The 24,167-nt window shown below is 74.2% G+C and carries 22 protein-coding genes; 14 read left to right on the top strand and 8 right to left on the bottom strand.

Annotation, left to right across the window (positions count from 1 at the left end; translation table 11 throughout):
• Positions 1-124 precede the first annotated feature (124 nt).
• The 3 genes from ATJ88_RS02495 to ATJ88_RS02505 all read left to right on the top strand — a co-directional run bounded on the left by ATJ88_RS02495 (position 125) and on the right by ATJ88_RS02505 (position 2,897).
• Positions 125-1,639, top strand: a complete 1,515-nt coding sequence (locus ATJ88_RS02495) for a DEAD/DEAH box helicase (protein WP_098462463.1) — start codon at positions 125-127, stop codon at positions 1,637-1,639.
• Between the two features lie 83 nt (positions 1,640-1,722).
• Complete coding sequence (gene msrB / locus ATJ88_RS02500) at positions 1,723-2,127, top strand: peptide-methionine (R)-S-oxide reductase MsrB (RefSeq protein WP_098462464.1); 405 nt, start codon at positions 1,723-1,725, stop codon at positions 2,125-2,127.
• Positions 2,128-2,168: 41 nt separating this feature from the next.
• Positions 2,169-2,897, top strand: a complete 729-nt coding sequence (locus ATJ88_RS02505) for a tyrosine-protein phosphatase (protein ID WP_098462465.1) — start codon at positions 2,169-2,171, stop codon at positions 2,895-2,897.
• Here ATJ88_RS02505 and ATJ88_RS02510 read toward each other — a convergent pair.
• The 4 genes from ATJ88_RS02510 to ATJ88_RS02525 form a co-directional block, all read right to left on the bottom strand.
• Complete coding sequence (locus ATJ88_RS02510; protein WP_098462466.1) at positions 2,866-3,387, bottom strand: MarR family winged helix-turn-helix transcriptional regulator; 522 nt, start codon at positions 3,385-3,387, stop codon at positions 2,866-2,868. The two genes, ATJ88_RS02505 and ATJ88_RS02510, sit on opposite strands and share 32 nt — an antisense overlap.
• 155 nt (positions 3,388-3,542) lie before the next feature.
• Positions 3,543-5,114 carry an MDR family MFS transporter gene (locus ATJ88_RS02515; protein ID WP_098462467.1) on the bottom strand — a complete coding sequence of 524 codons (1,572 nt, stop codon included), beginning with the start codon at positions 5,112-5,114 and terminating at the stop codon, positions 3,543-3,545.
• Positions 5,111-5,560, bottom strand: coding sequence for a MarR family winged helix-turn-helix transcriptional regulator (locus ATJ88_RS02520; protein ID WP_098462468.1), 450 nt, complete (start codon positions 5,558-5,560; stop codon positions 5,111-5,113). Before ATJ88_RS02520 ends, ATJ88_RS02515 begins: the two co-directional genes overlap by 4 nt.
• Positions 5,561-5,727: 167 nt before the next feature.
• Positions 5,728-7,185 (bottom strand): sugar porter family MFS transporter, encoded by a 1,458-nt coding sequence (locus ATJ88_RS02525; RefSeq protein WP_098462469.1) that lies wholly within the window; start codon positions 7,183-7,185, stop codon positions 5,728-5,730.
• A 180-nt stretch (positions 7,186-7,365) separates the two neighbouring features.
• Here ATJ88_RS02525 and ATJ88_RS02530 point away from each other — a divergent pair, with 180 nt between their 5' ends.
• The 3 genes from ATJ88_RS02530 (at position 7,366) to ATJ88_RS02540 (ending at position 9,949) form a co-directional block, all read left to right on the top strand.
• A complete protein-coding gene (locus ATJ88_RS02530; protein WP_098462470.1) occupies positions 7,366-7,965 on the top strand; it encodes a hypothetical protein in 600 nt (199 codons plus the stop codon).
• A gap of 356 nt (positions 7,966-8,321) precedes the next feature.
• Positions 8,322-8,942, top strand: a complete 621-nt coding sequence (locus ATJ88_RS02535) for a DUF47 domain-containing protein (protein ID WP_098462471.1) — start codon at positions 8,322-8,324, stop codon at positions 8,940-8,942.
• A gap of 2 nt (positions 8,943-8,944) precedes the next feature.
• The gene (locus ATJ88_RS02540; protein WP_098462472.1) at positions 8,945-9,949 is read left to right on the top strand and encodes an inorganic phosphate transporter; all 1,005 of its coding nucleotides are present in this window, start codon (positions 8,945-8,947) and stop codon (positions 9,947-9,949) included.
• 6 nt (positions 9,950-9,955) lie between these two features.
• Here ATJ88_RS02540 and ATJ88_RS02545 read toward each other — a convergent pair whose 3' ends face one another.
• The 3 genes from ATJ88_RS02545 to mshD form a co-directional block, all read right to left on the bottom strand.
• On the bottom strand, positions 9,956-11,005 hold the full coding sequence (locus ATJ88_RS02545; RefSeq protein WP_098462473.1) for an NUDIX hydrolase: 1,050 nt from the start codon (positions 11,003-11,005) through the stop codon (positions 9,956-9,958).
• An 8-nt stretch (positions 11,006-11,013) separates the two neighbouring features.
• Positions 11,014-13,245, bottom strand: a complete 2,232-nt coding sequence (locus ATJ88_RS02550; protein WP_098465068.1) for an RNA degradosome polyphosphate kinase — start codon at positions 13,243-13,245, stop codon at positions 11,014-11,016.
• Positions 13,246-13,426: 181 nt separating this feature from the next.
• The gene (gene mshD, locus ATJ88_RS02555; RefSeq protein WP_098462474.1) at positions 13,427-14,365 is read right to left on the bottom strand and encodes a mycothiol synthase; all 939 of its coding nucleotides are present in this window, start codon (positions 14,363-14,365) and stop codon (positions 13,427-13,429) included.
• Between the two features lie 94 nt (positions 14,366-14,459).
• Between mshD and ATJ88_RS02560 the strand changes: the two genes are divergently transcribed.
• From ATJ88_RS02560 to ATJ88_RS02595, 8 genes are all read left to right on the top strand, one after another.
• The gene (locus ATJ88_RS02560; RefSeq protein ID WP_098462475.1) at positions 14,460-15,299 is read left to right on the top strand and encodes a helix-turn-helix domain-containing protein; all 840 of its coding nucleotides are present in this window, start codon (positions 14,460-14,462) and stop codon (positions 15,297-15,299) included.
• Positions 15,300-15,445: 146 nt separating this feature from the next.
• Positions 15,446-16,819, top strand: a complete 1,374-nt coding sequence (locus tag ATJ88_RS02565) for an amidohydrolase family protein (protein WP_245852075.1) — start codon at positions 15,446-15,448, stop codon at positions 16,817-16,819.
• Positions 16,816-17,577, top strand: coding sequence for an ABC transporter ATP-binding protein (locus ATJ88_RS02570; protein WP_098462476.1), 762 nt, complete (start codon positions 16,816-16,818; stop codon positions 17,575-17,577). The genes ATJ88_RS02565 and ATJ88_RS02570 overlap by 4 nt, the downstream gene beginning before the upstream one ends.
• Positions 17,574-18,545, top strand: coding sequence for an ABC transporter permease (locus ATJ88_RS02575; protein WP_098462477.1), 972 nt, complete (start codon positions 17,574-17,576; stop codon positions 18,543-18,545). The genes ATJ88_RS02570 and ATJ88_RS02575 overlap by 4 nt, the downstream gene beginning before the upstream one ends.
• 145 nt (positions 18,546-18,690) lie before the next feature.
• A complete protein-coding gene (locus tag ATJ88_RS02580; RefSeq protein WP_098462478.1) occupies positions 18,691-19,869 on the top strand; it encodes a substrate-binding domain-containing protein in 1,179 nt (392 codons plus the stop codon).
• 8 nt (positions 19,870-19,877) lie between these two features.
• Positions 19,878-21,236: an FAD-binding oxidoreductase gene (locus ATJ88_RS02585; RefSeq protein ID WP_098462479.1), complete on the top strand. Its 1,359-nt coding sequence runs from the start codon at positions 19,878-19,880 to the stop codon at positions 21,234-21,236.
• Complete coding sequence (locus ATJ88_RS02590; RefSeq protein WP_098462480.1) at positions 21,236-22,075, top strand: creatininase family protein; 840 nt, start codon at positions 21,236-21,238, stop codon at positions 22,073-22,075. Before ATJ88_RS02585 ends, ATJ88_RS02590 begins: the two co-directional genes overlap by 1 nt.
• Complete coding sequence (locus ATJ88_RS02595; RefSeq protein ID WP_245852076.1) at positions 22,072-23,448, top strand: amidohydrolase family protein; 1,377 nt, start codon at positions 22,072-22,074, stop codon at positions 23,446-23,448. The genes ATJ88_RS02590 and ATJ88_RS02595 overlap by 4 nt, the downstream gene beginning before the upstream one ends.
• Here ATJ88_RS02595 and ATJ88_RS02600 read toward each other — a convergent pair.
• Positions 23,417-24,052: a helix-turn-helix domain-containing protein gene (locus ATJ88_RS02600; RefSeq protein ID WP_098462481.1), complete on the bottom strand. Its 636-nt coding sequence runs from the start codon at positions 24,050-24,052 to the stop codon at positions 23,417-23,419. The two genes, ATJ88_RS02595 and ATJ88_RS02600, sit on opposite strands and share 32 nt — an antisense overlap.
• Positions 24,053-24,167: the final 115 nt, after the last annotated feature.

The raw sequence follows: 24,167 nt of genomic DNA on the forward strand, positions 1-24,167 counted from the left end.
GTGCGAGAATGGGGCACCGAGGCTGCGCGACCGCGCGCGCCTGCGTCGTGGAGATCCGCCCCCGGATTGCGTGCGGCGGTTCCCGACCCGGACGTCCTTCGACGTCCTCAGAGAGGTTTCCTGCGTGACCACCTTCGCCGATCTCGGCCTGCCCGCGCCCGTCGTCTCCCACCTGACGTCCGCCGGCATCACCTCCCCGTTCCCCATCCAGTCGGCGTCCCTGCCGGACACCATGGCGGGCCGTGACGTCCTCGGCCGCGGCCGCACGGGCTCCGGCAAGACGCTCGCGTTCTCCCTGCCCGTCGTGACGCGCCTCGCCCGTTCCGCGGCGCAGGCCAAGGCGGAGGGCCGCGCCCGCCGTACCGCGAACCGGCCGCGCGCCCTCGTGCTCTGCCCGACGCGCGAGCTCGCGAACCAGATCGACGCCACGATGAAGCCGCTCGCCGAGGCCCTCGGCCTGCGCACCACCACCGTGTTCGGCGGGGTCGCCCAGTCCCGGCAGGTCACCGCGCTCGGCGCGGGCGTCGACGTCCTCATCGCGTGCCCCGGCCGTCTCGAGGACCTCCTCAACCAGAAGGTCCTCACCCTCGACGACGTCGAGATCACCGTGCTCGACGAGGCCGACCACATGGCCGACCTCGGGTTCCTGCCCGGCGTGAAGCGCATCATGGACCGCACCCCCCGCACCGGGCAGCGCCTGCTGTTCTCCGCCACGCTCGACAACGGCGTGGACGTGCTGGTCAAGCGGTACCTCACCAACCCCGTCACGCACTCCGTCGACGAGGCCGCCGCGCCGCCGCCGCAGATGACGCACCACATCCTCGCCGTCGCCGACAAGGAGGTGAAGCGGGACGTCGTCCACCAGCTCGCCCAGGGCACCGGCCGCCGCGTCCTGTTCACCCGCACCAAGCACCAGGCGAAGAAGCTGGCCCGCCAGCTCACCGCCGCCGGCGTTCCCGCCGTCGACCTGCACGGCAACCTCGGCCAGGGCGCCCGCGAGCGGAACCTCGCCGCGTTCTCCTCCGGGGACGTCAAGGTCATGGTCGCCACCGACATCGCGGCGCGCGGCATCCACGTCGACGAGGTCGAGCTCGTCGTGCACGTCGACCCGCCCGCCGAGCACAAGGCGTACCTGCACCGGTCGGGCCGCACGGCCCGCGCCGGGTCCGGCGGCGACGTCGTCACCCTCATGCTCCCCGAGGAGCGCGGCGACGTCCGCGACCTCACCCGCAAGGCCCGCATCTCCGCGCGCCCGCAGGACGTGCGCCCCGGCGACGCCGTCGTGTCCGCGCTCGTCGGCGAGGTCGCCGCGTTCGTCGAGCCCGTCGCCGCCCCCACGCCGCAGCAGCAGACCCGTGCCGCGGCGCCCGCGGGCGGGCAGACCGCCGGTGGCGGTCGACGTCGTCGTGGCGGTCGTGGCCGCTCCGGCGGCGGCCAGGCCTCCGGGCAGGGCGCCTCCCAGGGCGCCCCGCAGGGCGGTGGCCGCTCCGGCGGCGCGCAGGGCAACGGCGGCCGGGCCTCCGGCGGTCGCCACGCCGGCGGTCAGACCGCCGGTCGCGGCCAGGGCGGACGCCCCGCCGGGCAGGGCGGCGGCCGCTCCGGCCAGTCCCGCGGCCGTCAGGGCGGCTCCGGCCGCTGAGCCCGGACACCCCTCGACGCCCCGGACCGCACGTCGGCCCGGGGCGTCGGAACATCGGGCCCGGACCCACGGTTGACCCGGGCATGACCTACGACGTGAACAAGACCGACGACGAGTGGCGTGTCGAGCTGAACCCGCAGGAGTTCCACGTGCTGCGGCAGGCCGGCACCGAGCGCGCCTGGACCGGCGAGCTCCTCGACGAGAAGCGCGACGGCGTGTACCGGTGCCGGGCCTGCGGCAACGAGCTGTTCCGCAGCGGCACCAAGTTCGACTCCCACTGCGGGTGGCCCTCGTTCTACACGCCGCTCGCGGGGGACCGGGTCGAACTGATCGAGGACCGGACGCTCGGCATGGTGCGCACCGAGGTGCGCTGCGCCCGCTGCGGGTCCCACCTGGGGCACGTGTTCGACGACGCCCCGCAGACCCCGACGGGGGACCGCTACTGCATGAACTCCGTGAGCCTGACGTTCGAGCCGGCCGAGTCCTGAGGCGTCGGGTCGGCGGCACGGTCGTCGGCTAGCGTCGGGCCATGAGCGTCGAGATCCCTGCTGCCCGGCCCCACCTGGTGAACCTGCGCGACGTCGCGTCGGCGTCGGCGGCGCTGCGCCCCGGCGTGCTGCTGCGCTCCGACGCGCCGCACGCGGGCGACGAGCCGCCCCGGGACGTGGCGTGGCCGCCGCGCACCGTGGTGGACCTGCGGGACGCGGGGGAGGGCGACGCCGCGCACCCGCTGGCGGACGTGGCCCGGGTCGTGTCGCTGCCGGTGCTCGACGGCGCGACGCGGAACGCGGAGGCGCGGGACGCCGTGCCGTTCGACCTGGCGCGGCTGTACGTCGAGCTCCTGGACGGGGTGGCGGCGCGCCACCTCGTCGACGGGGTGCGGGCGGTCGCGGCGGACGACGCGCCCGTGCTGGTGCACTGCACGGCCGGCAAGGACCGCACGGGCATCCTGGTCGCGATCGTCCTGACGCTGGTCGGGGTGGAGCGCGCCGCCGTCGTCACGGACTACGTGCGCACGGACCCGCACATGCCGCAGGTGGTGGCGCGGGCCTGGCCGGCGGGGTCCACCACGGCCGGTCGGCCCAGCGAGCACGTGCTGGCCGCGCTGCCGCCCGAGCTGCTCACGGCGCCGCCGCACGCGATCGAGGCGGTGCTGGACCACCTCGACGCGCACGAGGGCGGTGCGGCGGGCTGGTTCGCCGCGCAGGGCGGCGAACCGGAGGTGCTCAGCGCTCTGCGGTCGCGTCTGGTGCGCTGAGCTGCCGTCCCTGGTGCGTGTCGAGCCAGGCGACGACGTCCTCGGAGTAGCGGCGCATCAGCGTCGCGAGCTCGGAGACGTCGGTCTTCTCCCAGTCGCCGAGGGCGTGCTCGAGCATGGTGATGCGGGCGTCGCGGGCGCGCAGGAACCGTGCGGCGCCGTCGTCGGTGAGCGTGATGAGCTGCCCGCGGGTGTCCGCGGGATCGACGCGCCGCTGCACGAGGCCGAGGCTCTCGAGGCGGCTCAGCTGCCGGGACACCGTGGCCCGGCCGACGCCGAAGTGCGCCGCGAGGTCGGAGCCGCGCGTGCCGGGGTTCTTCGCGATGTGCGCGAGCAGGGGGTAGGCGGACGCGTTGAGCTCGGGATGGATGCGGGCCGCCGTCTGCGCGGCCATCGACTGGGCACGGCGGATGAGGAGCCGCACCTCGCGTTCGAGGGCGCCGAACGGGTCGGTGCGGGGGTCCGGCAGGCTGCTCGCGGCGTCGTGCATGCCTCATGATGACTGGTTCCGGGACGTTTCGGGGACGGATCTTCGCCACGAATCGCGCCGGAACGCCCCAAGAGCGGGTGAAGTTCCGCACAGCGACGCGTCGAGGGGCGGCCCGCGGGTGTGCGGACCGCCCCTCGGCGCGGACGGTGCGGGTCTCAGACCGCCGTCGGCTCCTCGACGAGCTCCTCGTCGCGCAGCTGCTCGATGCCGGACCGCTGCCCCAGCGGGACCTCCTTGATGAACAGCACGGCGACGAGCGACACGAGCGCCATCGGCACCGCGAGCAGGAAGATCTCCGTGATGCCGTCGGAGTAGGCCGACGCGATGACCGACGCCACGGGCGCGGGGAGCGCCGACAGGTCGGGCACGGCCCCGGCGCTGCCGCCGAGGGCGGAGGCCGGGACGCCGAGGTCGGCGAGGCCGGACGTGATGCCGTCCTTGACCTGGCTCGCCATCACGGCGCCCAGGACGGACACGCCGATGGCGCCGCCGAGCGACCGGAAGAACGCGACGCCGGAGGTCCCGGCGCCCATCTCGTGCACGTCGAGGGTGTTCTGCGTGGCCAGGACGAGGTTCTGCATGAGCGCGCCGACCGAGATGCCGAGACCGAAGAGGTACACGGAGATGACGACGAAGCTCGTGTCGACCTCGATGGTGGACAGGCCGAACAGCGACAGCGACAGCACCGCGGCGCCGCCGACCATGATGGCCTTGTACCGGCCGGTGGCGGAGATGATGCGGCCCAGGACGAGGCCGGCCAGCATCGTGCCGACCACCATGGGGATGGTGAGCAGGCCCGACTCGGTGGGCGTCTTGCCGCGGGCCAGCTGGAAGTACTGGCTGAGGAACACGGCCGTGCCGAACATCGCGACGCCCACGGACGCCGAACCGATGACGGCGAGCACGAAGGTGCGGTTGCGGAACAGGTGCAGCGGGATGATCGGCTCGGTCGCGGCACGCTCCACGAACACCGTGGCGACGAGCGCCAGGGCGGCGCCGCCCACCATGGCGGCGGTCTGCCAGGACGCCCAGGCGAACTGGTCGCCCGCGAACGTGACCCACAGGAGCAGCAGCGCCACGGCCACGGCGATGAGCGTCGCACCCGCGTAGTCGATGGTGACCTTGCGCTGCTCGCGGGTGGGCAGGTGCAGGGTCTTCTGCAGGGTGAGGGCCGCGGCGACGGCGAACGGGATGCCGACGAAGAACGTCCAGCGCCAGCCGACGCTGTCCGTCAGGACGCCGCCGAGCAGCGGGCCGCCGATCTGCGCGACGGCCATGACGCCGCCCATGAGGCCCATGTACTTGCCGCGCTCGCGCGGGCTGATGATGTCGGCCATGAGGACGGTCGCGAGGGCCGTGAGGCCGCCCGCGCCGATGCCCTGCACGGCGCGGAACGCGATGAGGGTCTCGATGTTCTGGGAGAGGCCGGCCGCGGCGGCGGACACGACGGTGATGACGAGCGCGACCTGGATGAGGACCTTGCGGTTCGTGAGGTCGGCCAGCTTGCCCCACAGCGGGGTCGAGATCGTCATCGTCAGCAGCATCGCGGTGACGACCCAGGTGTAGGAGTGCTGGGAGCCGCCGAGGTCGCTGACGATGTGCGGCAGCGACGTGGACGTGATGGTGGTGGCCAGGAGCGAGACGAAGACGCCGAGCAGGATGCCGGACAGTGCTTCGAGCGTCTCGCGCCGGGTCATGGCGGGTGCGGGTGGTGCGGTGGTGGTCATCGGACGAGTTCCTCCCGGGGGATGGAGCTGATGGCGTCCGCGACGCTGCGGATCTGCTGGGCGGCGTGCAGGAGGTCGGACTCGTCCCAGTCGGCGAAGCCGGTGGCGACGAGCCGGCCGAAGGCCTCGTGGGCGTCCGCGGCGAGCGAGCGCCCGGCGTCGGTGAGCTCGAGGGTGCGGGCGCGGCGGTCCTGGTCGTCGACGCTGCGTCGGACGAGGCCGGAGTCGACGAGGGCGCTGACCTGTCGGCTGGCGACGGAGGAGTCGACCTTGAGGGCCTCGGCCACCTCGCAGAGCGGGAGCGTGCCCCGCCCGTCGAGGAGCAGGACGATGCCGAGGCTCGCCCGCGGGCAGCCGAGCGACTCGGCGAGGTGCCCGGCGGACTCGCGCTGGGCGCGACCGAGCGCCTGCAGGGCGCTGATGAGCGTGCGGCCGGCGTTCGGCATGTCTTCCCTCCTGTGGTTGCTTGGCGCAACGATAAGTGTGTTGCTTGCAGCAAGCAAATGTCGGGCGGGTGATCTTCCCGACCCACGACGACGGCGGCCGCCCCCACCGGGGACGACCGCCGTCGAGACGTCGTGCGGCGACGCGGCCGCAGCCGCGACGCAGGGCCTCAGCCCCGGTGCCGCACCTCCTCCGTCATCGACTCCAGCTCCTTGCCCTTCGTCTCGTCCACCTTCCACAGGATGAAGAAGAACGACAGCGCCGCGAACGCCCCGTACATGCCGTACGGCACCGCCGGACCCAGGTTCGCCAGCATCGGCGGGAACGTCAGCGTGATGGTGAAGTTCGCCAGCCAGTTCACCGCCGCCGCCAGGCCGAGGGCCGCCGCCCGGATCCGGTTCGGGAACATCTCGCCGAGCATCACCCACATCAGCGGGCCCCACGTCGCGCCGAAGAACACCACGAACGCGTTCGCGCCGATCAGCGCGATCGTCGCCCACGGGTCACCCAGCGACAGCGTCGTCTCGCCCGCCGCGTCCACCGACGTCGTGCCCTGCGTGAACACCGCCGCCATCGCCAGCAGCGACACCGCCATGCCCGCCGACCCGATGAGCAGCAGCGGACGCCGCCCCACCTTGTCGATCAGCGCGATCGCGATGAACGTCACCGCGATGTTCGTCACCGCCGTGATCGTCGAGACCAGGAACGCCTGCGACTCGTCGAACCCGACCGCCTGCCACAGCGTCGTCGAGTAGTAGAAGATCACGTTGATGCCGACGAACTGCTGGAACACCGCCAGCAGGATGCCCACCCAGACGATCGACTTCAGGCCGAGGAACCCGTCGCCGCGCAGCGAGCCCAGCTCCGCGTTCTTCTCGTCGGTGGCGATCGACGACTTGATCTCGCCGATCCGGTCGCCCACGCCCTCCTCCGGGCCGAGCACCGAGTCCAGCACCGCGCGGGCCTCGTCGTCGCGGCCCTTGGCCACCAGGAAGCGCGGCGACTCCGGCATGCGGATCGCCAGCACCCCGTACACCACGGCCGGGACCACCCCCACCATGAACATCCACCGCCAGGCCTCCCAGCCCAGCCACAGCTCGTTCGCCGCGCCGCCCGCGGCCTCCGCCAGGAGCTGGTCGCTCAGCAGGGCCGCGAAGATACCGACCGTGATCGCGAGCTGCTGCAGCGAGCCCAGCGTGCCGCGGATGCTCGCCGGCGCGATCTCCGCGATGTACGCGGGCGCGATCACCGACGCGATACCGATGCCGACCCCCGCCATGAACCGCCAGATCGACAGGTCGAGCGCCGACCACGCGATCGCCGACAGGATCGACGACACGAGGAACAGTCCCGCGCCGAGCACCATCGTGCGGATGCGGCCCCAGCGGTCGGCCAGCCGACCCGCGCCCCACGCGCCCAGCGCGCACCCCAGCAGCGCCACCGCGACGACGAGACCCGTCACCGTCGACGAGAGGTCGAACTCGCCCTCGACCGCCTCGACGGCGCCGTTGATGACCGAGGAGTCGAACCCGAACAGGAAGCCGCCCACGGCCGCCGAGATCGACAGCGCCATCGCCTTGCGATGTGCCCCGCGGGCGCCGGTGCCGGCGGGAGAAGGATCCGACATGCGTGTGTCTCCTTGGTCGTCGGGAACAGCGACCGGGCGGGCCGCCTACGGCCGATGCTAGGTCGGTCGTCGCAGGTCGGCACGGTGGGGCGGGACGGCGCCGCCCCGCCCGGCCGGGTCCCGCACCGGGCCTGCGACACTGGGGTGATGACCTCAGCTCCCCGGTTCCGCCGCCCGGCCATGCCCGACCCGCGAGCCGCCGACGAGCTGCCGGGCGACGTCGACCCGGCCCGCCGGGACGAGGTCGCGCACACCACCGCCCGCGCCGTCGTGCACCGGGCGCGCGCGGCCGAGGACCCGGAGGTCGTGGGCCGGCTCGTGCGGCTCGTCGAGGACGAGGGGCTCGACGTCGTCGCCGGCCTGTGGGCCGACGCCGCCCCGGCGACGCTCCCCGGCGCCCTGTGGCGGCTGTACGCGCTGCGCGAGTGGGTGCGCCGCGACCCGCGCACGGTGGGCCTGCGCTACCGGCTCGGCGTGGACGTCGCCCCCGTGGCGGAGGTCGTCGCGGGGGTGCCCCGCCCGCCGTCGCCGGACGACCTGCGCGCGCTGGCCGACACCGTCCTGTCGGGCGTGTTCGCGGGCGACCTCGCCGTCGCGCTGGAGCGTGCCGCGGCGTTCTGCCGCATCCTCGCCGCGGGTGCGGCCTACGACGCCGACGCGCGGGAGGTCGCCGACCCCGACGGTGCGGCCCGCATGACGCGGGGCGCGGCGGACCTCGTGGGGACGGCGACGGAGCTGGAGCACGCGGCGGCGCTGTGGCGCACCGGCGCCCTCGACTGAGCCCGGCACCCGCCCGGCGTCGAGCCGCGGGCCCGGTCGCGACGAGGGTCGCCGAGCCGGCAGCGGGGCCGGCGTGAGGATCGACACGCCGGTCGCGGGTGCGTCGGACTTGTCCCGGACGGTGGGGTGGTGCTTACGATGCCGGTGCGACGTCGGGCCGCGGTTGCCCCGGGCTCCATCTTCAGCCGCTACGAGCGGCCACGCGCCGAGAGGCGCTTCCCGGTCCGGCGTCGCACCTCCTCTTCCTCCGGCCGAGGAGCACGCCCACGCCGTCCCGCCTGCGCGGATTTAGCGCTGCGTCGTGCCGGGACCTACCCTGTGACTGATCGTGCGTCCTTCGCCTCCGGGAGCCCTCCGTGCGCCTGCGCCTCACCCCGCGTGACACCACCTACTTCGACCTCCTGGCCGAGATCGCGCGTCACACCGTCACCGGCGCCACCCTCCTGGCCGAGCTCCTCGGTGCGTCACGGCTGGACCGGCACGAGATCGCGGACCGCCTGTCGGAGGCCGAGCACGCCGCCGACGACGCCACCCACTCGATCATGCGCCGCCTCAACCAGACGTTCGTCACGCCGCTCGACCGGGACGACATCTACCATCTCGCGTCCGCGCTGGACGACTGCATGGACGCGATGGACGAGGCCGGCCAGCTCATCGTGCTGTACAAGATCGACGAGCTGCCGATGGCGGTGTCCGAGCAGGTGCAGGTGCTGCAGCGCTGCGCGGAGCTGACGGCGGACGCCATGCCGCGCCTGCGCAAGCTGGACCAGCTCCCCGAGTACTGCGTGGAGATCAACCGCCTGGAGAACCAGGGCGACACGCTGCACCGGACGCTGCTGGGCGACATGTTCGACCGTGCCACCGACCCGATCGCTCTCATCAAGCTCAAGGAGGTCGTGGACGTCCTCGAGGAGGCGACGGACGCGTTCGAGCGGGTGGCGAACATGGTCGAGACCATCGCGCTCAAGGAGTCCTGAGCGTGGAGCTCGTGATCGTCGGCGTCATCGTGGCGCTGGCCCTCGGGTTCGCCTACACCAACGGCTTCCACGACGCCGCCAACGCGGTGGCGACGTCGATCTCGACGCACGCCCTGACCCCGCGGATCGCGGTCGGCATGGCCGCGGTGATGAACTTCGTGGGAGCGCTCCTCGGCACCCAGGTCGCGGAGACCATCGCGACGTCGATCGTGGACCTGTCGGGCGCGACGGTCCAGCAGTCGCTGCTCGTGCTGCTCAGCGCGCTGGTCGGTGCCACCGCGTGGAACGTGCTGGCCTGGTGGTTCGGCATGCCGACGTCCTCCACGCACTCCCTCATCGGCGGGCTCATCGGTGCGGGCCTCGCCGGCGGGATGACGGTCTACGGCCCGGAGATCGTCGACAAGGTGGTGCTGCCGACGCTGGTGTCCCCGCTGGTCGGCTTCGTCGGCGCCTACGCCGCGATGATCGGCGTCATGTGGATCTTCCGCGACAAGCCGCACGCGAAGGTCAACCGGCGGTTCCGGGTCGCGCAGACGGCGTCCGCCGCCGCGATGGCGCTCGGCCACGGCCTCCAGGCCGCGCAGAAGACGATGGGTGTCATCTGGCTGGCGCTGCTCACCGTCGGCACGGTCGCCCCCGCGGACGGCATCCCCTGGTGGGTCAAGCTGTCCGCCGCGACCGCCATGGGCGTCGGCACGTACGTCGGCGGCTGGCGGATCATGCGCACGCTGGGGCGTCGCATCATCGAGCTCGACCCCGCGCGCGGGTTCGTCGCCGAGTCCGTCGCCTCCCTGCTGCTGTACGTCAACGCGCTCGTGCTGAACGCGCCCGTCTCCACCACGCACATCATCACCTCGGCCATCACCGGCGTCGGCGCGACCCGACGGCTGTCCGCGGTCCGCTGGGGCGTCGCCCGCAACATCGCGGTCTTCTGGCTCCTCACGGCGCCCGTCGCGGGGCTGCTCGCCGCGGGTGTCACCTGGGCCGTGCTGCTCGCCGTCGGCTGAGCCGGCTCACCACACGGGCGGGGAGATCCGTTCGGCCGCGACGACCCGAGGCCCCTTCGACGTGGCCGCGACGTGCGCGACGAGAGCCTCGCCCGGCTCCAGGTACGGGTCGCGTCGCGGCAGCACCGCCGCGACCGACCGGCGCGAGTGCTGGCCGAGGACGTCCAGGACCGTCGGCAGCACCGGACGGTGGGTGCACAGCACCGACGCGCGCGGCTGCTCCAGCAGGTCCCGCACCGCGGCCGCGACCCGGGCGGGCGAGCGCTCGTGCTGCGCCTCGCCGAGCGAGTCGCTGTACTCCGGGCGCAGCCCCGCCGCCCGCACGTACGGGTCCATCGTCGTCGCGCACCGCTCCCACCGGCTCGACACGACCGTGCTGACGCCGTACCCGGCCAGCACCGGCACCAGGGCGGACGCCTGCGCGTGCCCCACGGGCGTCAGGGGGCGCTCCTGCTCCTCGCCGTGCCACGTCTGGCGGGGCACCGCGCGGCCGTGCCGCACGATCACGAGGGCGCGGGTGTCCAGGCGCAGGTCGGCGTGGGCCTCCCGCAGCTCGTCCAGCGGCCCGCGGTCCGACGCGCGCGTCAGGCGCTCGGCCGCCTCGTCGGCGTCCAGCCACTCCGTCCGGTCGATCTCGCGCTTGTTCACCGGGGCCACGGGTGCCCGCGCGGCCAGCGCCCGGGCGTCCGTCTCCGCGCCGGCCCGTCGGGCCGCCCAGTAGTGCACGCGCTTCACGCGCCCCTCGGGCGTCAGGTACTGCAGGCCCGGCAGCGGCACGCCCACGACGATCGGCTTGCCCGTCTCCTCGGTGACCTCGCGCACCGCGGTCGTGGACAGCGCCTCGCCGTCCTCGTGCTTGCCCTTCGGCCACGACCAGTCGTCGTAGCGCGGCCGGTGCACGAGCTGCACCTGGAGGCGACCCTGCCGCACCCGCCACACCAGGGCGCCCGCCGTCTCGATGACAGGGGCGTGGGGCACCGACGTCGCGCCCAGCGGGTCGACGAACGGCGTGGACGTCAGCAGGGGGCGGGTCGCCCAGGGCAGGGAGCTGCTCATCGGCGCCGTCAGGACCGGGACGGGCGCCGACGGTGCCGGTCCACCAGCACGGCCTGCAGGTCGTCGGTGGGCTCCCCGTCGGGACCGGTCACCTGGCGCTCCCAGCCGCCGTCGGGGCCGAGGTGCCACGACGCCGTGCGCGGCGACACCGAGTCGTTCATCAGCTCCAGCAGCTCGAGGATCTGCCCCTGGTCGGTGATGCGCACCAGCGCCTCCACGCGACGGTCGAGGTTGCGGTGCATGAGGTCGGCCGACCCGATGAACACCTCCGGCCCGGCCTCGGGCCCCTCGCCGATCTGCGGTCCCGCCGAGTTCGCGAACGCGAAGATCCGCGAGTGCTCCAGGAACCGGCCGAGGATCGACCGGACCCGGATGTTCTCGCTCAGGCCCGGCACGCCCGGCCGCACCGCGCAGATGCCGCGCACCACCAGGTCGACCTTCACGCCGGCCTGCGACGCCCGGTACAGGGCGTCGATCGTGGCCTCGTCGACGGCGGAGTTCACCTTGAACTTCACCCACGCCTCGTGCCCGGCACGGGCGGCGGCCGCCTCGCGGTCGATGCGCTCGATGAGGCCGCTGCGCACCGTGCGGGGCGCCACCAGCAGCCGGTGGAACCGGGACCGGGGCGCGTACCCCGAGAGCTGGTTGAACAGGCGCGTGAGGTCCTGCCCCACGTCCGGGTCGCACGTCAGCAGGCCGTGGTCGGTGTACAGGCGGGCCGTCTTCGGGTGGTAGTTGCCGGTGCCGACGTGGCAGTAGCGGCGCAGCCCGTCGGACTCCTGGCGCACCACGAGGGACAGCTTGCAGTGCGTCTTGAGGCCGACGATGCCGTACACGACGTGGACGCCCGCCTCCTCCAGCTTGCGCGCCCACGAGATGTTCGCCTGCTCGTCGAACCGCGCCTTGATCTCCACCAGCGCGAGAACCTGCTTGCCGGCCTCCGCGGCGTCGATGAGGGCGTCCACGATGGGGGAGTCGCCCGACGTGCGGTACAGCGTCTGCTTGATCGCCAGGACCTTCGGGTCGGCGGCGGCCTGCTCCAGGAACGTCTGCACCGACGTCGAGAACGAGTCGTATGGGTGGTGCAGCAGGACGTCGCGCTCCCGGATGGACTGGAACACGTTGCCCGGCATCGCCGACTCGACCTCGGCGAGCTGGCGGTGCGTCGTCGGGACGAACCGCGGGTAGTGCAGGTCCGTCCGGTCGATGTCCGCGATGACGTTGAGGCCCGTGAGGTCCAGCGGGGCGGGGAGCTCGTACACCTCCTCCTCGGACACGGCGAGCTCGCGGATCAGCAGCTCGCGGATGCGCTCCGAGATGCCCTCGGCCAGCTCCAGGCGGACCGGCGGGCCGAACCGGCGCCGCAGCAGCTCCTTCTCCATCGCCTGGAGCAGGTTCTCGGCGTCGTCCTCCTCGACCTCCACGTCCTCGTTGCGGGTGACGCGGAACGTGTGGTGCTCGCGCACCTCCATGCCGGGGAACAGGTGGTCGAGGTGGTGGGCGATGACCTCCTCGAGCGGCACGAACGACGTCTGCGTGCCGCCGCCCTGCGTGGGCGTCGGCGCGCTCGGGCGGCCCCGGTCGTCGACCGCGATGAACCGCGGCAGCAGCGGCGGCACCTTGACGCGCGCGAAGTGCTCCTTGCCCGTCACCGGGTTCGCGACCACGACGGCGAGGTTCAGCGACAGCCCCGAGATGTACGGGAAGGGGTGCGCGGGATCGACGGCCAGCGGCGTCAGCACGGGGAAGATCTGCTTGCGGAAGAACTTGTGGAGGCGGATCTGCTCCTTCTCCGCCAGGTCCTCCCAGTGGACGATCGTGATGTTCTCGTCCGCGAGGACCGGCTGCACCTGGTCGCGGAACACCTCCGCGTGCCGGCGCATCAGGCGGTGCGCGCCCGCCCCGATGCCCTCCAGGACCTCGCGCGGGGTGAGGCCCGACGCCGCGGTGACCGCGATGCCCGTGGCGATGCGCCGCTTCAGGCCCGCCACCCGCACCATGAAGAACTCGTCCAGGTTCGACGCGAAGATCGCGAGGAACCGCACCCGCTCCAGCAGCGGCAGCGTCGGGTCCTCCGCGAGCTCCAGCACGCGCTCGTTGAACGCGAGCCAGCTCAGCTCACGGTCGGCGAACCGGTCCGCGGGCAGCGGCTCCAGCTCCGCCGGCACCGGGACCGCGGCCGGCTCCGCCGGCTCCTCGGCGATGTGCTCGGCGATGTGGGCGGCGAGCTGGGGGTCCATGCGGCGAGGGCCTGCCTTCACGGTCGTGCGGGTGTCGGTCGGGGCGGAGGTGGCGGCGGTCACGAACCGCCCGCGGGCGTCTCGTCGCCGCGCCGGTCGCGAGGGGGACGCAGTCATAGGCCCCATCGTGGCACCTCCGCGTGAACGGCGGGTGACGAGGCGCGCATCCGGGTCCGCAGGGTCAGGCGGGGGCGTACTGCACGTCGGTCCCCGCGCGGGCGAAGCCCAGCCGGTCGTACGTGCGCCGGGCGGCCGTGTTGTCCCCGTCGACGTACAGCACGCCGCGGGCGCAGCCGACGGCCGCCAGGTGCGCCAGGCCCGCCGCGGTGAGGGCCGTGCCCAGGCCGCGACCCTGCGCGGCCGGCGCCGTGCCGACCGCGTAGATCTCGCCGTCGACCCGGCCCGCCTCCTGGCCCGGCTCGACCTTGGTCCACACCGACCCGACCAGCGCGCCGTCCGGGTCCTCCAGCAGCAGGAACCCCGCCGGGTCGAACCAGGGCTCGGCCGCGCGGTCGTGCAGGTCCGCGACGGTCAGGCGGCCCTGCTCCGGGTGTCCCGCGAACGCCGCCGCGTTGAGCGCCACCCAGGCGTCGTCGTCCGCGCCGGGGCGGAACGGCCGCAGCACGTGGTCGGCGGGCAGGGCGGGGGCCGGGAGGTCGGCGTCCAGCGGGCGGGCAAGGAACAGCAGCTCGCGCGCCGCCGTCAGGCCGCGGGCCGCGGCGAAGCCGCGCGCGGCCTCCAGGTCGCCGTGCGCCCAGAGGCGCAGCGGCTTGCCGCGCTGGTCCGGCGCCCCCGACCGCTCCGGCAGGCGTGCGTCCCGCTGCGCGGTGCGCAGCAGCAGCGACCCGATCCCGCCGCGCCGGTGCTCCGGGTGCACCACCAGCTCGGCGCTCGCCACGTCGCCCGACCGGTCCACCTGCAGGTAGCCCGCCGTCGCGCCCGCGGAGGTTCGCGCCACGACGTGCGTCGTGGCGGCGTCGTCCGCCCCGAGGTGCAGCAGCGGCTGCTCGGACAGCGGCGCGACGCCGTCGTGGCGCGCGGCGTCGTCCGCCAGCGCACGCACGGCGTCCTGCGCGGCAGGGCTCAACGGACCGATCTCGACCGGGACGGGAAGGCGCACCCCCCTATCCTGCCTCCTGCCGGCGACAGGGCGAAGATCACGGTGCGACGACGGCCACGGACGGCCCGGCCTCCCGGTGGTAGCGTCACCCGTCATGGCGATCCTGGCAGCGGGCAGCTCGCCGCCGACCGGGACGAGCCCGCGGGCGGACGAGGTCCCCGCAGCACCTCCGCAGCGACGCGGCGCCTCCGGCCTGTGGCCCGAGGCCGACCGCCTCCTCGACGCGCTCTCGCCGGAGCTGGTGCTGCTGCTCGACGACCTGTCCGCCGTCATGTTCTGCGCGAAGGACGTCACCGGGCGGTACGTGCTGGTCAACCGGACGTTCGTCGACCGCGCCGACCGCCGGTCCCCGCGCGACGTCGTGGGCCGCGCGTCCGTGGAGCTGTTCGCCCCCGAGCTCGCGGAGCGCTACGACGAGCAGGACGAGTACGTGCTGCGCGAGGGCTGGCCGCTGCGCAACGAGCTGGAGCTCATCCGCAACCTGCGGGGCGAGCCCGGCTGGTACCTCACCACGAAGATCCCGGTGCGCCGCGACGGCGAGGTCGTCGGCCTGGTCTCGACCTCCCGCGACCTGCGCACGGGCGACGTCGACGACCAGGTCATCGGGTCCCTCACCCGGGTGGTGCAGCTGGTCGACGACCGGCTCGACGAGCGGCTCGCGCTGGCCGAGCTCGCGACGGCCGCCGGTTGCCCGACGAGCGTCCTGGAGCGGCGGATGCGCCGCGTGTTCGGGCTCTCGCCCAAGCAGTTCCTGCTGCGCGCCCGGGTGGACCGGGCGACCTCCCTGCTCACGGGCTCGGACCTGCCGCTGGCGGAGGTCGCGGTCCGCTCCGGGTTCTACGACCAGCCGTCGTTCACGCGCACGTTCGTGCGGCTCACCGGCGAGACGCCGGCCGTCTACCGGCGCAAGAGCCGGGCGCTCGACGCCTCCTGACCGTTCCCGCCGCGAGGCACCTGGTCATTCACACGGTTGCGCCCGGACGGTTACGCGTCCGAAACAGCGGCCCCCTAGGTTTCCTGAATGTTCCTCTGATCAACATTGGGACTCCGTGAAGGCCTCGGCCCTGGGGAGGTTGCGCCGTGCAGGACGTCGCCCAGCACCACCGGTTCCACGTCGGCAGCGCCGACGGCACGACCCTGCCGACCGGCGCGCGGGTCGCCGCCCTCACCGGCGTGCGGACCCCCGACGGGACGCCGGTCGACGTCGAGATCTCCGCGGGCACCGTCACCGCCGTGGTCCCCGCCGGGACCGACACCCGCCCGGACGGCGACGGCCTCCGGCTCGACGCCACCGGCTGGCGCGTCCTGCCCGCCGCGTGCGAGCCGCACGCCCACCTCGACAAGACCCACACCGCGTCGCGCGTGCCCGCCGGCACCGGCCTCGACCTCGTCGGCGCCGTCACCAGCTGGCGCGAGATCGCCCGCGACGTCGACGGGCCCGACGTCGCCGCCCGCGCGCGCCGCGCCGTCGAGCGCTACGCGGTGCGGGGCACCACCACGATCCGCACCCACGTCGACGCGCCCGCCGAGGGCGACCCGCTGCGCCTGCTCGACCCGCTCCTCGCGCTGCGCGACGAGGTCGCCGGCAGCGTCGCCCTCCAGGTGTGCCTCCTCGGTGGCTCCCACACGAGCGACGACGTCTACCTCGAGGCCGCCCGGCGCGGCGTCGACGTGCTCGGCGGCTGCCCGCACCTGTCGCCCGACCCCGCCGCGGAGATCTCCCGGGTGCTCGACCTCGCCGAGCGGACGGGCCTGCCCGTCGACCTGCACGCCGACGAGCAGACGGCCCTGCCGCCGCACGGGCAGCTCCTCGACGTGGCGGACCTCGCGCAGCAGGTGCTGGCCCGCGGGCTCCAGCAGCGGGTGACCGCCAGCCACGTCGTGCGGCTCGGCTCCCTGCCGCCGGACCGGCTCGGGCCCGTCGTCGACCTGCTCGCCCGCGCCGGGCTCGGCGTCGTCACGCTCCCCATCACCAACCTGTACCTCCAGGGCCGCGACAGCACGCACCTCGTGCCCCGGGGCCTGACGGCCGTGCGGGCGCTCCTCGACGCCGGCGTGCCGGTCGCGGCCGGGGCCGACAACGTGCGCGACCCCTTCAACCCCGCCGGCACGTGCGACCCGTTCGAGACGACGTCGCTCCTCATGACCGTCGCCCACCTGGGCGCCGACGAGGCGCTCGCCGCCGTGACGTCCGGTGCGCGCGCGGTGCTCGGCCTGCCCGCCGCCGGTCCCGTCGCCGGGCACCGGGCCGACCTCCTGCTCGTCCCCGACGTCCCGCTGGGGGACGTCCTCGCGGGGGGCGAGACCGCACGCGTGGTGATCACCGGGGGGCGCGTCGTCGCCGACACCCGCGTCACCCGGGCGCTGGCCCTCACCGGGACGGCCCCCACCGCCCCGGCGCACGACCCCTGGCTGACCGAGTCCGTCCCGACGATCCACGAGGTGACCCCGTGACCACGACGACCCCGCGCCCGCCGTCCCTGACCCGCACCCTCGTGCTCGACGACGTCACCAAGCAGTTCGACACCGGCACCGTCGCGCTCGAGGACGTCACCCTCCAGGTCGCCGCCGGGGAGTTCGTCTCCGTCGTGGGCCCGTCGGGCTGCGGCAAGTCGACGCTGCTGCGCCTCGCGTCCGGCCTCGACGACGTCACCGCCGGCGGCATCGAGGTGAACGCGCACTCCACGTCCTACGTGTTCCAGGAGCCGACGTTGCTGGAGTGGCGCAGCGCCCTGCGCAACGTCGAGATCGTCGGCGAGCTGCGCGGCCGGGGCAAGGCGGACCGCCGCCGCGCCGCCCGGGAGGCGCTCGACCTCGTCGGCCTCACCGGGTTCGAGAAGCAGCACCCGCGCCAGCTCTCCGGCGGCATGCGGATGCGCGTGTCGATCGCCCGCGCGCTCGTCGCCGAGCCCGACCTCGCCCTGTTCGACGAGCCCTTCGGCGCGCTCGACGAGATCACGCGCCTGCACCTGCAGACCGAGCTGCAGCGGCTCTTCGCCCTCAAGCAGTTCGCCGGCCTGTTCATCACCCACTCCGTGTCCGAGGCCGTCTACCTGTCGACGCGCGTCATCGTCATGAGCGGCCGCCCGGGCCGGGTCGTCGCCGACATCCCGGTGCCCTGGTCCTACCCCCGGCCGCCGGAGCTCCGGTTCGACCCGGAGTTCGCCGCGCTCACCGGCGAGGTCTCCGCCGCCCTCGGGGAGCACTCATGAGCACCCCGGCGACCGACCAGACCGCGACCCCGACCGCACCGCAGGAGGTCCCCGTGCCCACGACCGTCCTCCCCCCGACGGCCACCACGCCCCCCGCCGACCCGGCGCCCGCGACCGCCGACGCCCCGCCCGCGAAGCCCGCCGGCGGCACCCCGTCCCGCGGCGGCGCCGGTCGCCGGACCGCCGCGAAGGTCGCTGCGAAGGTCGGGCCCACGACCGCCGCCGTCGGCGGCCTCGTGGCGATCTGGTACGCCGTCAGCTACCTCGTGCTGCCGCCCGAGCGCCAGTTCCTCCTGCCGCCCCCGCACGAGGTCCTCGCGAACACGCTGGGCAACCCGAACATCATGGGCCCGATGCTCGACGCGCTGTGGCAGACCGTGGGCGTCGCGCTGTGCGGGCTCGCCGTCGCCGTCGTCCTCGGCATCGGCTACGCCGTGGTGATGGTCCAGTCCTTGTGGGCCGAGAAGATCCTCTACCCGTACGCCGTCATCCTGCAGACCATCCCCATCCTCGCGCTCACCCCGCTCATCGGGATCTGGATGGGCTACGGCTTCAGCGCCCGCATCGTGGTCTGCGTCATCATCGCGCTGTTCCCCATGATCGCGAACACCCTGTTCGGCCTGCAGTCCGCCGGCGCCATGGCGCACGACCTGTTCACCCTCAACAAGGCGACCCCGGCGCAGCGGCTGTTCAAGCTCCAGTTCCCCGCCGCGCTGCCGTCCATCTTCACCGGGCTGCGCAACGCCGCCGGGCTGAGCGTCATCGGCGCCATCGTCGGCGACTTCTTCTTCCAGCAGGGCTCGCCCGGCATCGGCGGCCTCCTGCGGACCTACACCCTGCGGCTCAACATGGACGCCCTGTTCATGGCGATCATCCTCACCGCGCTGTTCGGCGTCCTCGTGTTCTCCGTCTTCGCGGCGCTCGACCGGGCCGTCATCGGCCGCTGGTACGGCCGCCCCGCGCGCTGACGACGCCTCGCCCCGACCCGCTCGCACCAGCACGTCCCCCTCGCCCCACCCCTCCCGACGGCCGCCACGCCGTCGGCGGCACGACTCCCACCCCCGGCGCGCCCCCGGCGTGCCCGGAACCGCCTCCACCCACCGAGGAGCACCCATGTCCCACCGCCGTCGTCCCCTGCTGGCCCTGCTGGCCGTGGTCCCGCTCGCCGCCCTCACCGCGTGCAGCGCCGACACCGTCGAGGCCGCCCCGGCCGAGCAGGTCGACGTCCCCGCCGCCGAGGCGGGCGGGCCGCTCGACCTCGCCGACGTCTGCCCCGCCACCGTCGTCCTCCAGCAGGACTGGCAGCCCGAGGCCGAGCACGGCGCGATGTACGCGCTCGTCGGCTCCGACCACACCGTCGACACCGACACGAAGTCCGTCACCGGGTCCCTCGTCGCGCAGGGCGTCGACACCGGCGTGGACGTCGAGGTGCGTCCCGGCGGTCCGAACGTCAACTTCCAGCCCGTGCCGTCGCTGATGTACCTCGACGACTCCATCCTGCTCGGCGCCGTCACCACCGACGCGCAGATCACGGCGCTCGCGGACAACCCGGTCGTCACGGTCGCGTCGCAGCTCACCACCAGCCCGCAGATCGTCATGTGGGACCCGGACAGCCACGGCGGCGCCACCACCATCGAGCAGGCGGCCGCCGGCGGCGACCCGCTGGTCTCCTCCGGCGACGTGTTCCCGCGCCTGCTCGAGTCGCAGGGCCTCATCACGGCCGACCAGATCGACCTCAGCTACGAGGGCACGCCGCAGCGGTTCGTGTCCGACCCGAGCATCATGCAGCAGGGCTTCGCCACCGCTGAGCCCTACATCTACGAGAACGAGATCCCCCAGTGGGGCAAGCCGGTCGGCTACCAGCTGCTGGCCGAGGTCGGCTACACCGTCTACCCGGAGGCGCTCACCGTCCGCGCGGACAAGCTCGAGGAGAACGCCGACTGCCTCGCCAAGCTCGTCCCGATCATGCAGCAGTCGCAGATCGACTACCTCGAGGACCCGGACGCCACCAACGCCCTCATCGTCGACCTCGTCGAGCAGTACCAGACCGGCTGGACCTACTCCGAGGGCGTCGCCGACTTCTCCGTCCAGGCGCAGAAGGACCTCGGGATCGTCACCGACGACCCGGCCAGCGGCGTCTTCGGGCAGATCGACCCCGACCGCGTGGCCGAGATCGTCGACACGTTCGGCCCGATCCTCGTCGACGCCGGCCAGATCGAGTCCGCGGACATCGACCCCGCGACCCTGTTCACCAACGAGTTCATCGACGGCTCCATCTCGATGGGCAGCTGAGGAGCACCATGACCACCACCACGCAGACCGTCCCCGAGCGGGCGGCGCTCGCCACCGCGCGCATCACGGAGCTCCTCGGCCCCGACGTCGTCACCACCGACCCCGAGCTGCTGCTCAAGACGTCGGCGGACTGGTCCCGGATGTCGCCGATCCTCCAGGAGAAGGTGCCGGCCGGCCGGTACATGCCGGACGCCGTCGTGCGACCCCGCACGGCCGACGACGTCGCCCGCGTCCTCCAGGTCGCCTACGAGCACGACGTCCCCGTCACCCCGCGCGGGTCCGGCACGGGCAACTACGGCCAGGCCACCCCGTTCGACGGCGGCCTCGTGCTGGACCTGCGCGGCCTCGACACGATCACCGTCAACCCGTCGGGCACGGTCAGCGCCGGGGCCGGGGCGAAGATCACCGCGATCGACGCCGCGGCGCGCGCCGCGGGCCGCGACATCTGGATCTACCCCTCCACCAAGGGCTCGACCATCGGCGGGTTCGTCGGCGGCGGGTCCGCCGGCACCGGCACGATCGAGCACGGCTCCACCTCCGACGGGTACGTCGTGGCCGTGACCGTCGCCCCCATGGACGGCAGCGGCACCACGTTCACCGTCCGCGGCGCCGACGCCATGCCGTACGTGCACGTGTACGGCGTCACGGGCGTCGTCGTCGAGGTCGAGGTCGCCACCGAACCCGCGCGGGAGTGGGTCGCCGTCTACGCGGCGTTCGACGACTGGGCGTCCATGGTGCAGGTGCACCGGTCCCTCCTGGACCTGCCGGTGCTGCCGCGCCTGGCGTCGGCCGACCCGCCGGCGCTGGTGCCCAGCCTGCCCGCCGCCGTCGAGCTCGACCCGACCCGGCACAGCCTGCGCGTCATCGCCGAGGCCTCCACCGTCGCCGAGGTCGAAGCCCGCGTGCTCGCCGCCGGCGGGACCGTCGTGGCCACGTTCGCGGACTACGCCGAGACCGACCGGCTCTCCTCGATGTCGTACAACCACCCCGTCTACTTCCTCCAGAAGGCGCACCCCGAGCGCACCTGGTTCCACATGGAGACCGGCGGGAAGGCCCACTGGGACGACCCCGACGCCGTCCGGGCCGTCTACGACGGCGAGGTCCACCTCCACCTGGAGCTCATGGGGCACGCGCCGCTCGCGATGGTCGTCGCGGACTACGTCTCCGAGGAGCAGGTGCTCGACGGCATCCCGCGGCTCGAGGCGCTGGGGCTCGGCGTCCACTCCCCGCACCAGTGGTACGTCGACCGGCACGTCGAGCTCGCCCGCGCCACGGCGCGCTCCACCGACCCGAAGGGGCTGCTCAACCCCGGCAAGCTGGTCGACTCCCCGCCGGAGGACACCCGCGTCAACATCGGGGTCCGCTGATGGGCGCGCGCGTGCCCGGCGCCCCGGCCGTCCCGCGGTTCCTCGACATGACGTGGCCCGAGGTGGCCGCCCTGCCCGCCGGGACGGTCGCCGTCCTCCCGCTCGGCGCCGTCGAGCAGCACGGCCCCCACCTGCCCGTGTCGACCGACCTCGTCACCGCGAGCGAGGTCTCCGCCGCCGCGGTCGAGGCCGTCACGCAGGCCGGGACCGCCTCGCTCGTGCTCCTGGAGCCGCTGGCGTACACCAAGTCCGACGAGCACGCCGGGTTCCCCGGCACCGTCTGGCTGTCCTGGGACACCCTGATGCGCGTCCTGGTGGACGTCGGTCGCTCGCTGGCGGCGTCCGGCATCGAACGGCTCGTGTTCGTCAACGGGCACGGCGGCAACTCCGCGCTCGGGCAGGTGGCCAACCGGGAGCTGCGCCGACGCTTCGGCCTGCGCACCTTCTTCGCCCACGTGTCCACCCCGCGGGACCAGGGCGGTGCCCCCGTCGCGGCGGGGGAGCACGGCCTGGGCGTGCACGGCGGGCACTCCGAGACGTCGCTCATGCTCCACCTGCGGCCCGAGCTCGTCCATCTCGACCTCGCCGAGCGGCGCGTGCCGGAGGACCTGCTCGTCCACGAGCGCATCGGGTTCGGCAAGCCCGTGTCCTTCGGGTGGCTGTCGAGCGACTTCGGCCCCGACGGGCACGTCGGCGACCCGACGACGGCCACCGCCGAGCAGGGCAAGGTCCTGTTCGAGCACGCCGTCGCCGAGCTCGCCGCCACGCTCGTCGAGGCCTCGACGTTCACCACCCCGGCCGACGGCGCCGCCGGGCTCGACCCGCGGGACCGCGGGTGAGCGGTGCCGCGGCCCGGCTCGTCGTGCGCGGGGCGCTCGCGCTCCGCCCGGGTCCGGACCTCCTCGGGGGCCCGGACCCGGCGCCGGGCGGGGACGGGCCCGGCGACGTCGTCGTCGGGCCCGACGGCCGGGTGTCCGCCACGGGGCCCGGGGTCGGCGCGGCCGTCGCCGCGACCGAGGAGCTCGACGCGACGGGCTGCGTGGTGACCCCGGGCCTCGTCAACGCCCACCACCACCTGCTCCAGACGGCGTTCCGCACCCTGCCGGGCACGCGCGGTGTGCCGATGCGCGAGTGGCTGCCGACCATGGCGGCGGCGTACACCGCCGCGCACGTCGACGCCGGTCTGGTGGGGGCCGCGGCCCGTGCCGGACTCGCCGAGGCGCTGCTGTGCGGCGTGACGACGGTGGCCGACCACCACCTGACCTGGCCCGCGCACGTCGGCGTCGAGGACTCGGTGGACCTGGCGCGCGCGGCGGCCGGTGCCGCCGAGGAGCTGGGTGCCCGCCTCGTGCTGGTGCGCGGCACCGCCGGGGACGACCCGGAGCGCGCCGCCCTCAGCGCGGACGCGATCGCCGGGGCGCTGGTCGACGGGTGCCCCGGTGGGGTGCGCGCCGACGGCCGGGTGCAGGTCGCGGTCGGACCCGCGGGCGTGCACAGCGACCGCGAGGAGACGTTCCGCCTGCTGGGCGAGGTCGCGGCGCGGCGCGGGCTGCGGCGCCGGACCCAGGCGAACGAGCAGGTCGACGTCGCGGTCGCGCTCGCACGGTACGGCCGCCGCCCGCTCGACCTCCTGGCGGACTGGGGCTGGCTCGCCCCGGACGTCACGGTGGCCCACCTGTGCGAGGTCACGGACGACGAGGTCGCGCGGTTCGCCGCGTCGGGCGCGACCGCGACCCACGCGCCCGGCTGCGACGTGCCGATGGGCTGGGGCGTCGCGCCGGTGGCGCGGCTGCTCGCGGCCGGGGTGCGGGTCGGGCTCGGCACCAGCGGCGGCGGGTCCAACGACGCCGGCCACCTGCTGGCCGACGCCCGCCTGGCGATGCAGGTGTCCGGGCTGGTGGGTCGCCAGCTCGCCGCGCGCGAGGTGCTCGACGCCGCGACCGCGGGCTCCGCGGACGGGCTCGGGCGGCCCGAGCTGGGGCGGCTCGCCCCCGGGACGGCGGGCGACCTGTGCGTGTGGGACGTCTCCGGCGTGGCCGACGCCGGCGTCGCGGACCCGGTCGCGGGGCTGCTGTGGGCGTCACCCGGGCGCCGGCCGCGGCACGTCGTCGTCGCGGGCCGGGTGGTGGTGCGCGACGGGCGCCTCGTGGCGGCCGACGAGCGCGAGATCGTGGCGGGGCTCAGCGCGCGGGTCGCGCCAGCCGCTGCTTGACGGTGAGCAGGCGGTAGTAGCCGCCGTCGGCGCTCGCCCAGCGGTGCCGGGTCCCGCCACGGTAGGAGGCGGAGTCCCCGGCCTCCAGGACGTCGACGGTGCCGTCGAGGTCCAGCAGGACCCGGCCCTCCACGATGTAGACGAACTCCTCCTCCTCGTGCTCCCAGTGGTCGCCGAGGTCCTGCGAGGTCCCCGTGTACTCCAGGGGGTCGAACGGGTGGTCCCCGGGGGGCGCGAGCGCACGGACGCTGCCGCCGCCCGAGGACGCCGACGCCTCGTCGGTCCGCCGCACGACGTGGGACGTCCCGGAGACCGGCCCGACGGCGTCGGCGAGCAGCATCTGCTGGGTGGTCCCGAGCGTCGTGGCCACGCGGAACAGCGACGACATGCTCAGGCGGGCGCGGCCCCGCTCGACCTGGCTGAGGAACGAGTGCGAGAGCCCGGTCGCCGCGGCGAGCTGGACGAGGGTCAGACCCTCGGAGTGCCGCAGGCTGCGGATACGCCGACCCAGGCGTTCGACGGACCGGTCGAGCGGGTCGGGGCCGGGGGAGCGGTCCCGGGACGGCGGTGTCTCCTCGGCGGGGGCGTCCGACATGGCGGCCATGGGTCGATCGTACGGGCGCGCCGACGCCGTGCCGCCGCAGGTGAGGCGGTCGCGCCGAGTCGTAACAGACGTCGTGGGTCGGCGTGACGCCGCCGAAACATCCGCCCTGCACGAT

The organism is Isoptericola jiangsuensis (genome assembly GCF_002563715.1).
In the GTDB taxonomy this organism is placed as follows: domain Bacteria; phylum Actinomycetota; class Actinomycetes; order Actinomycetales; family Cellulomonadaceae; genus Isoptericola; species Isoptericola jiangsuensis.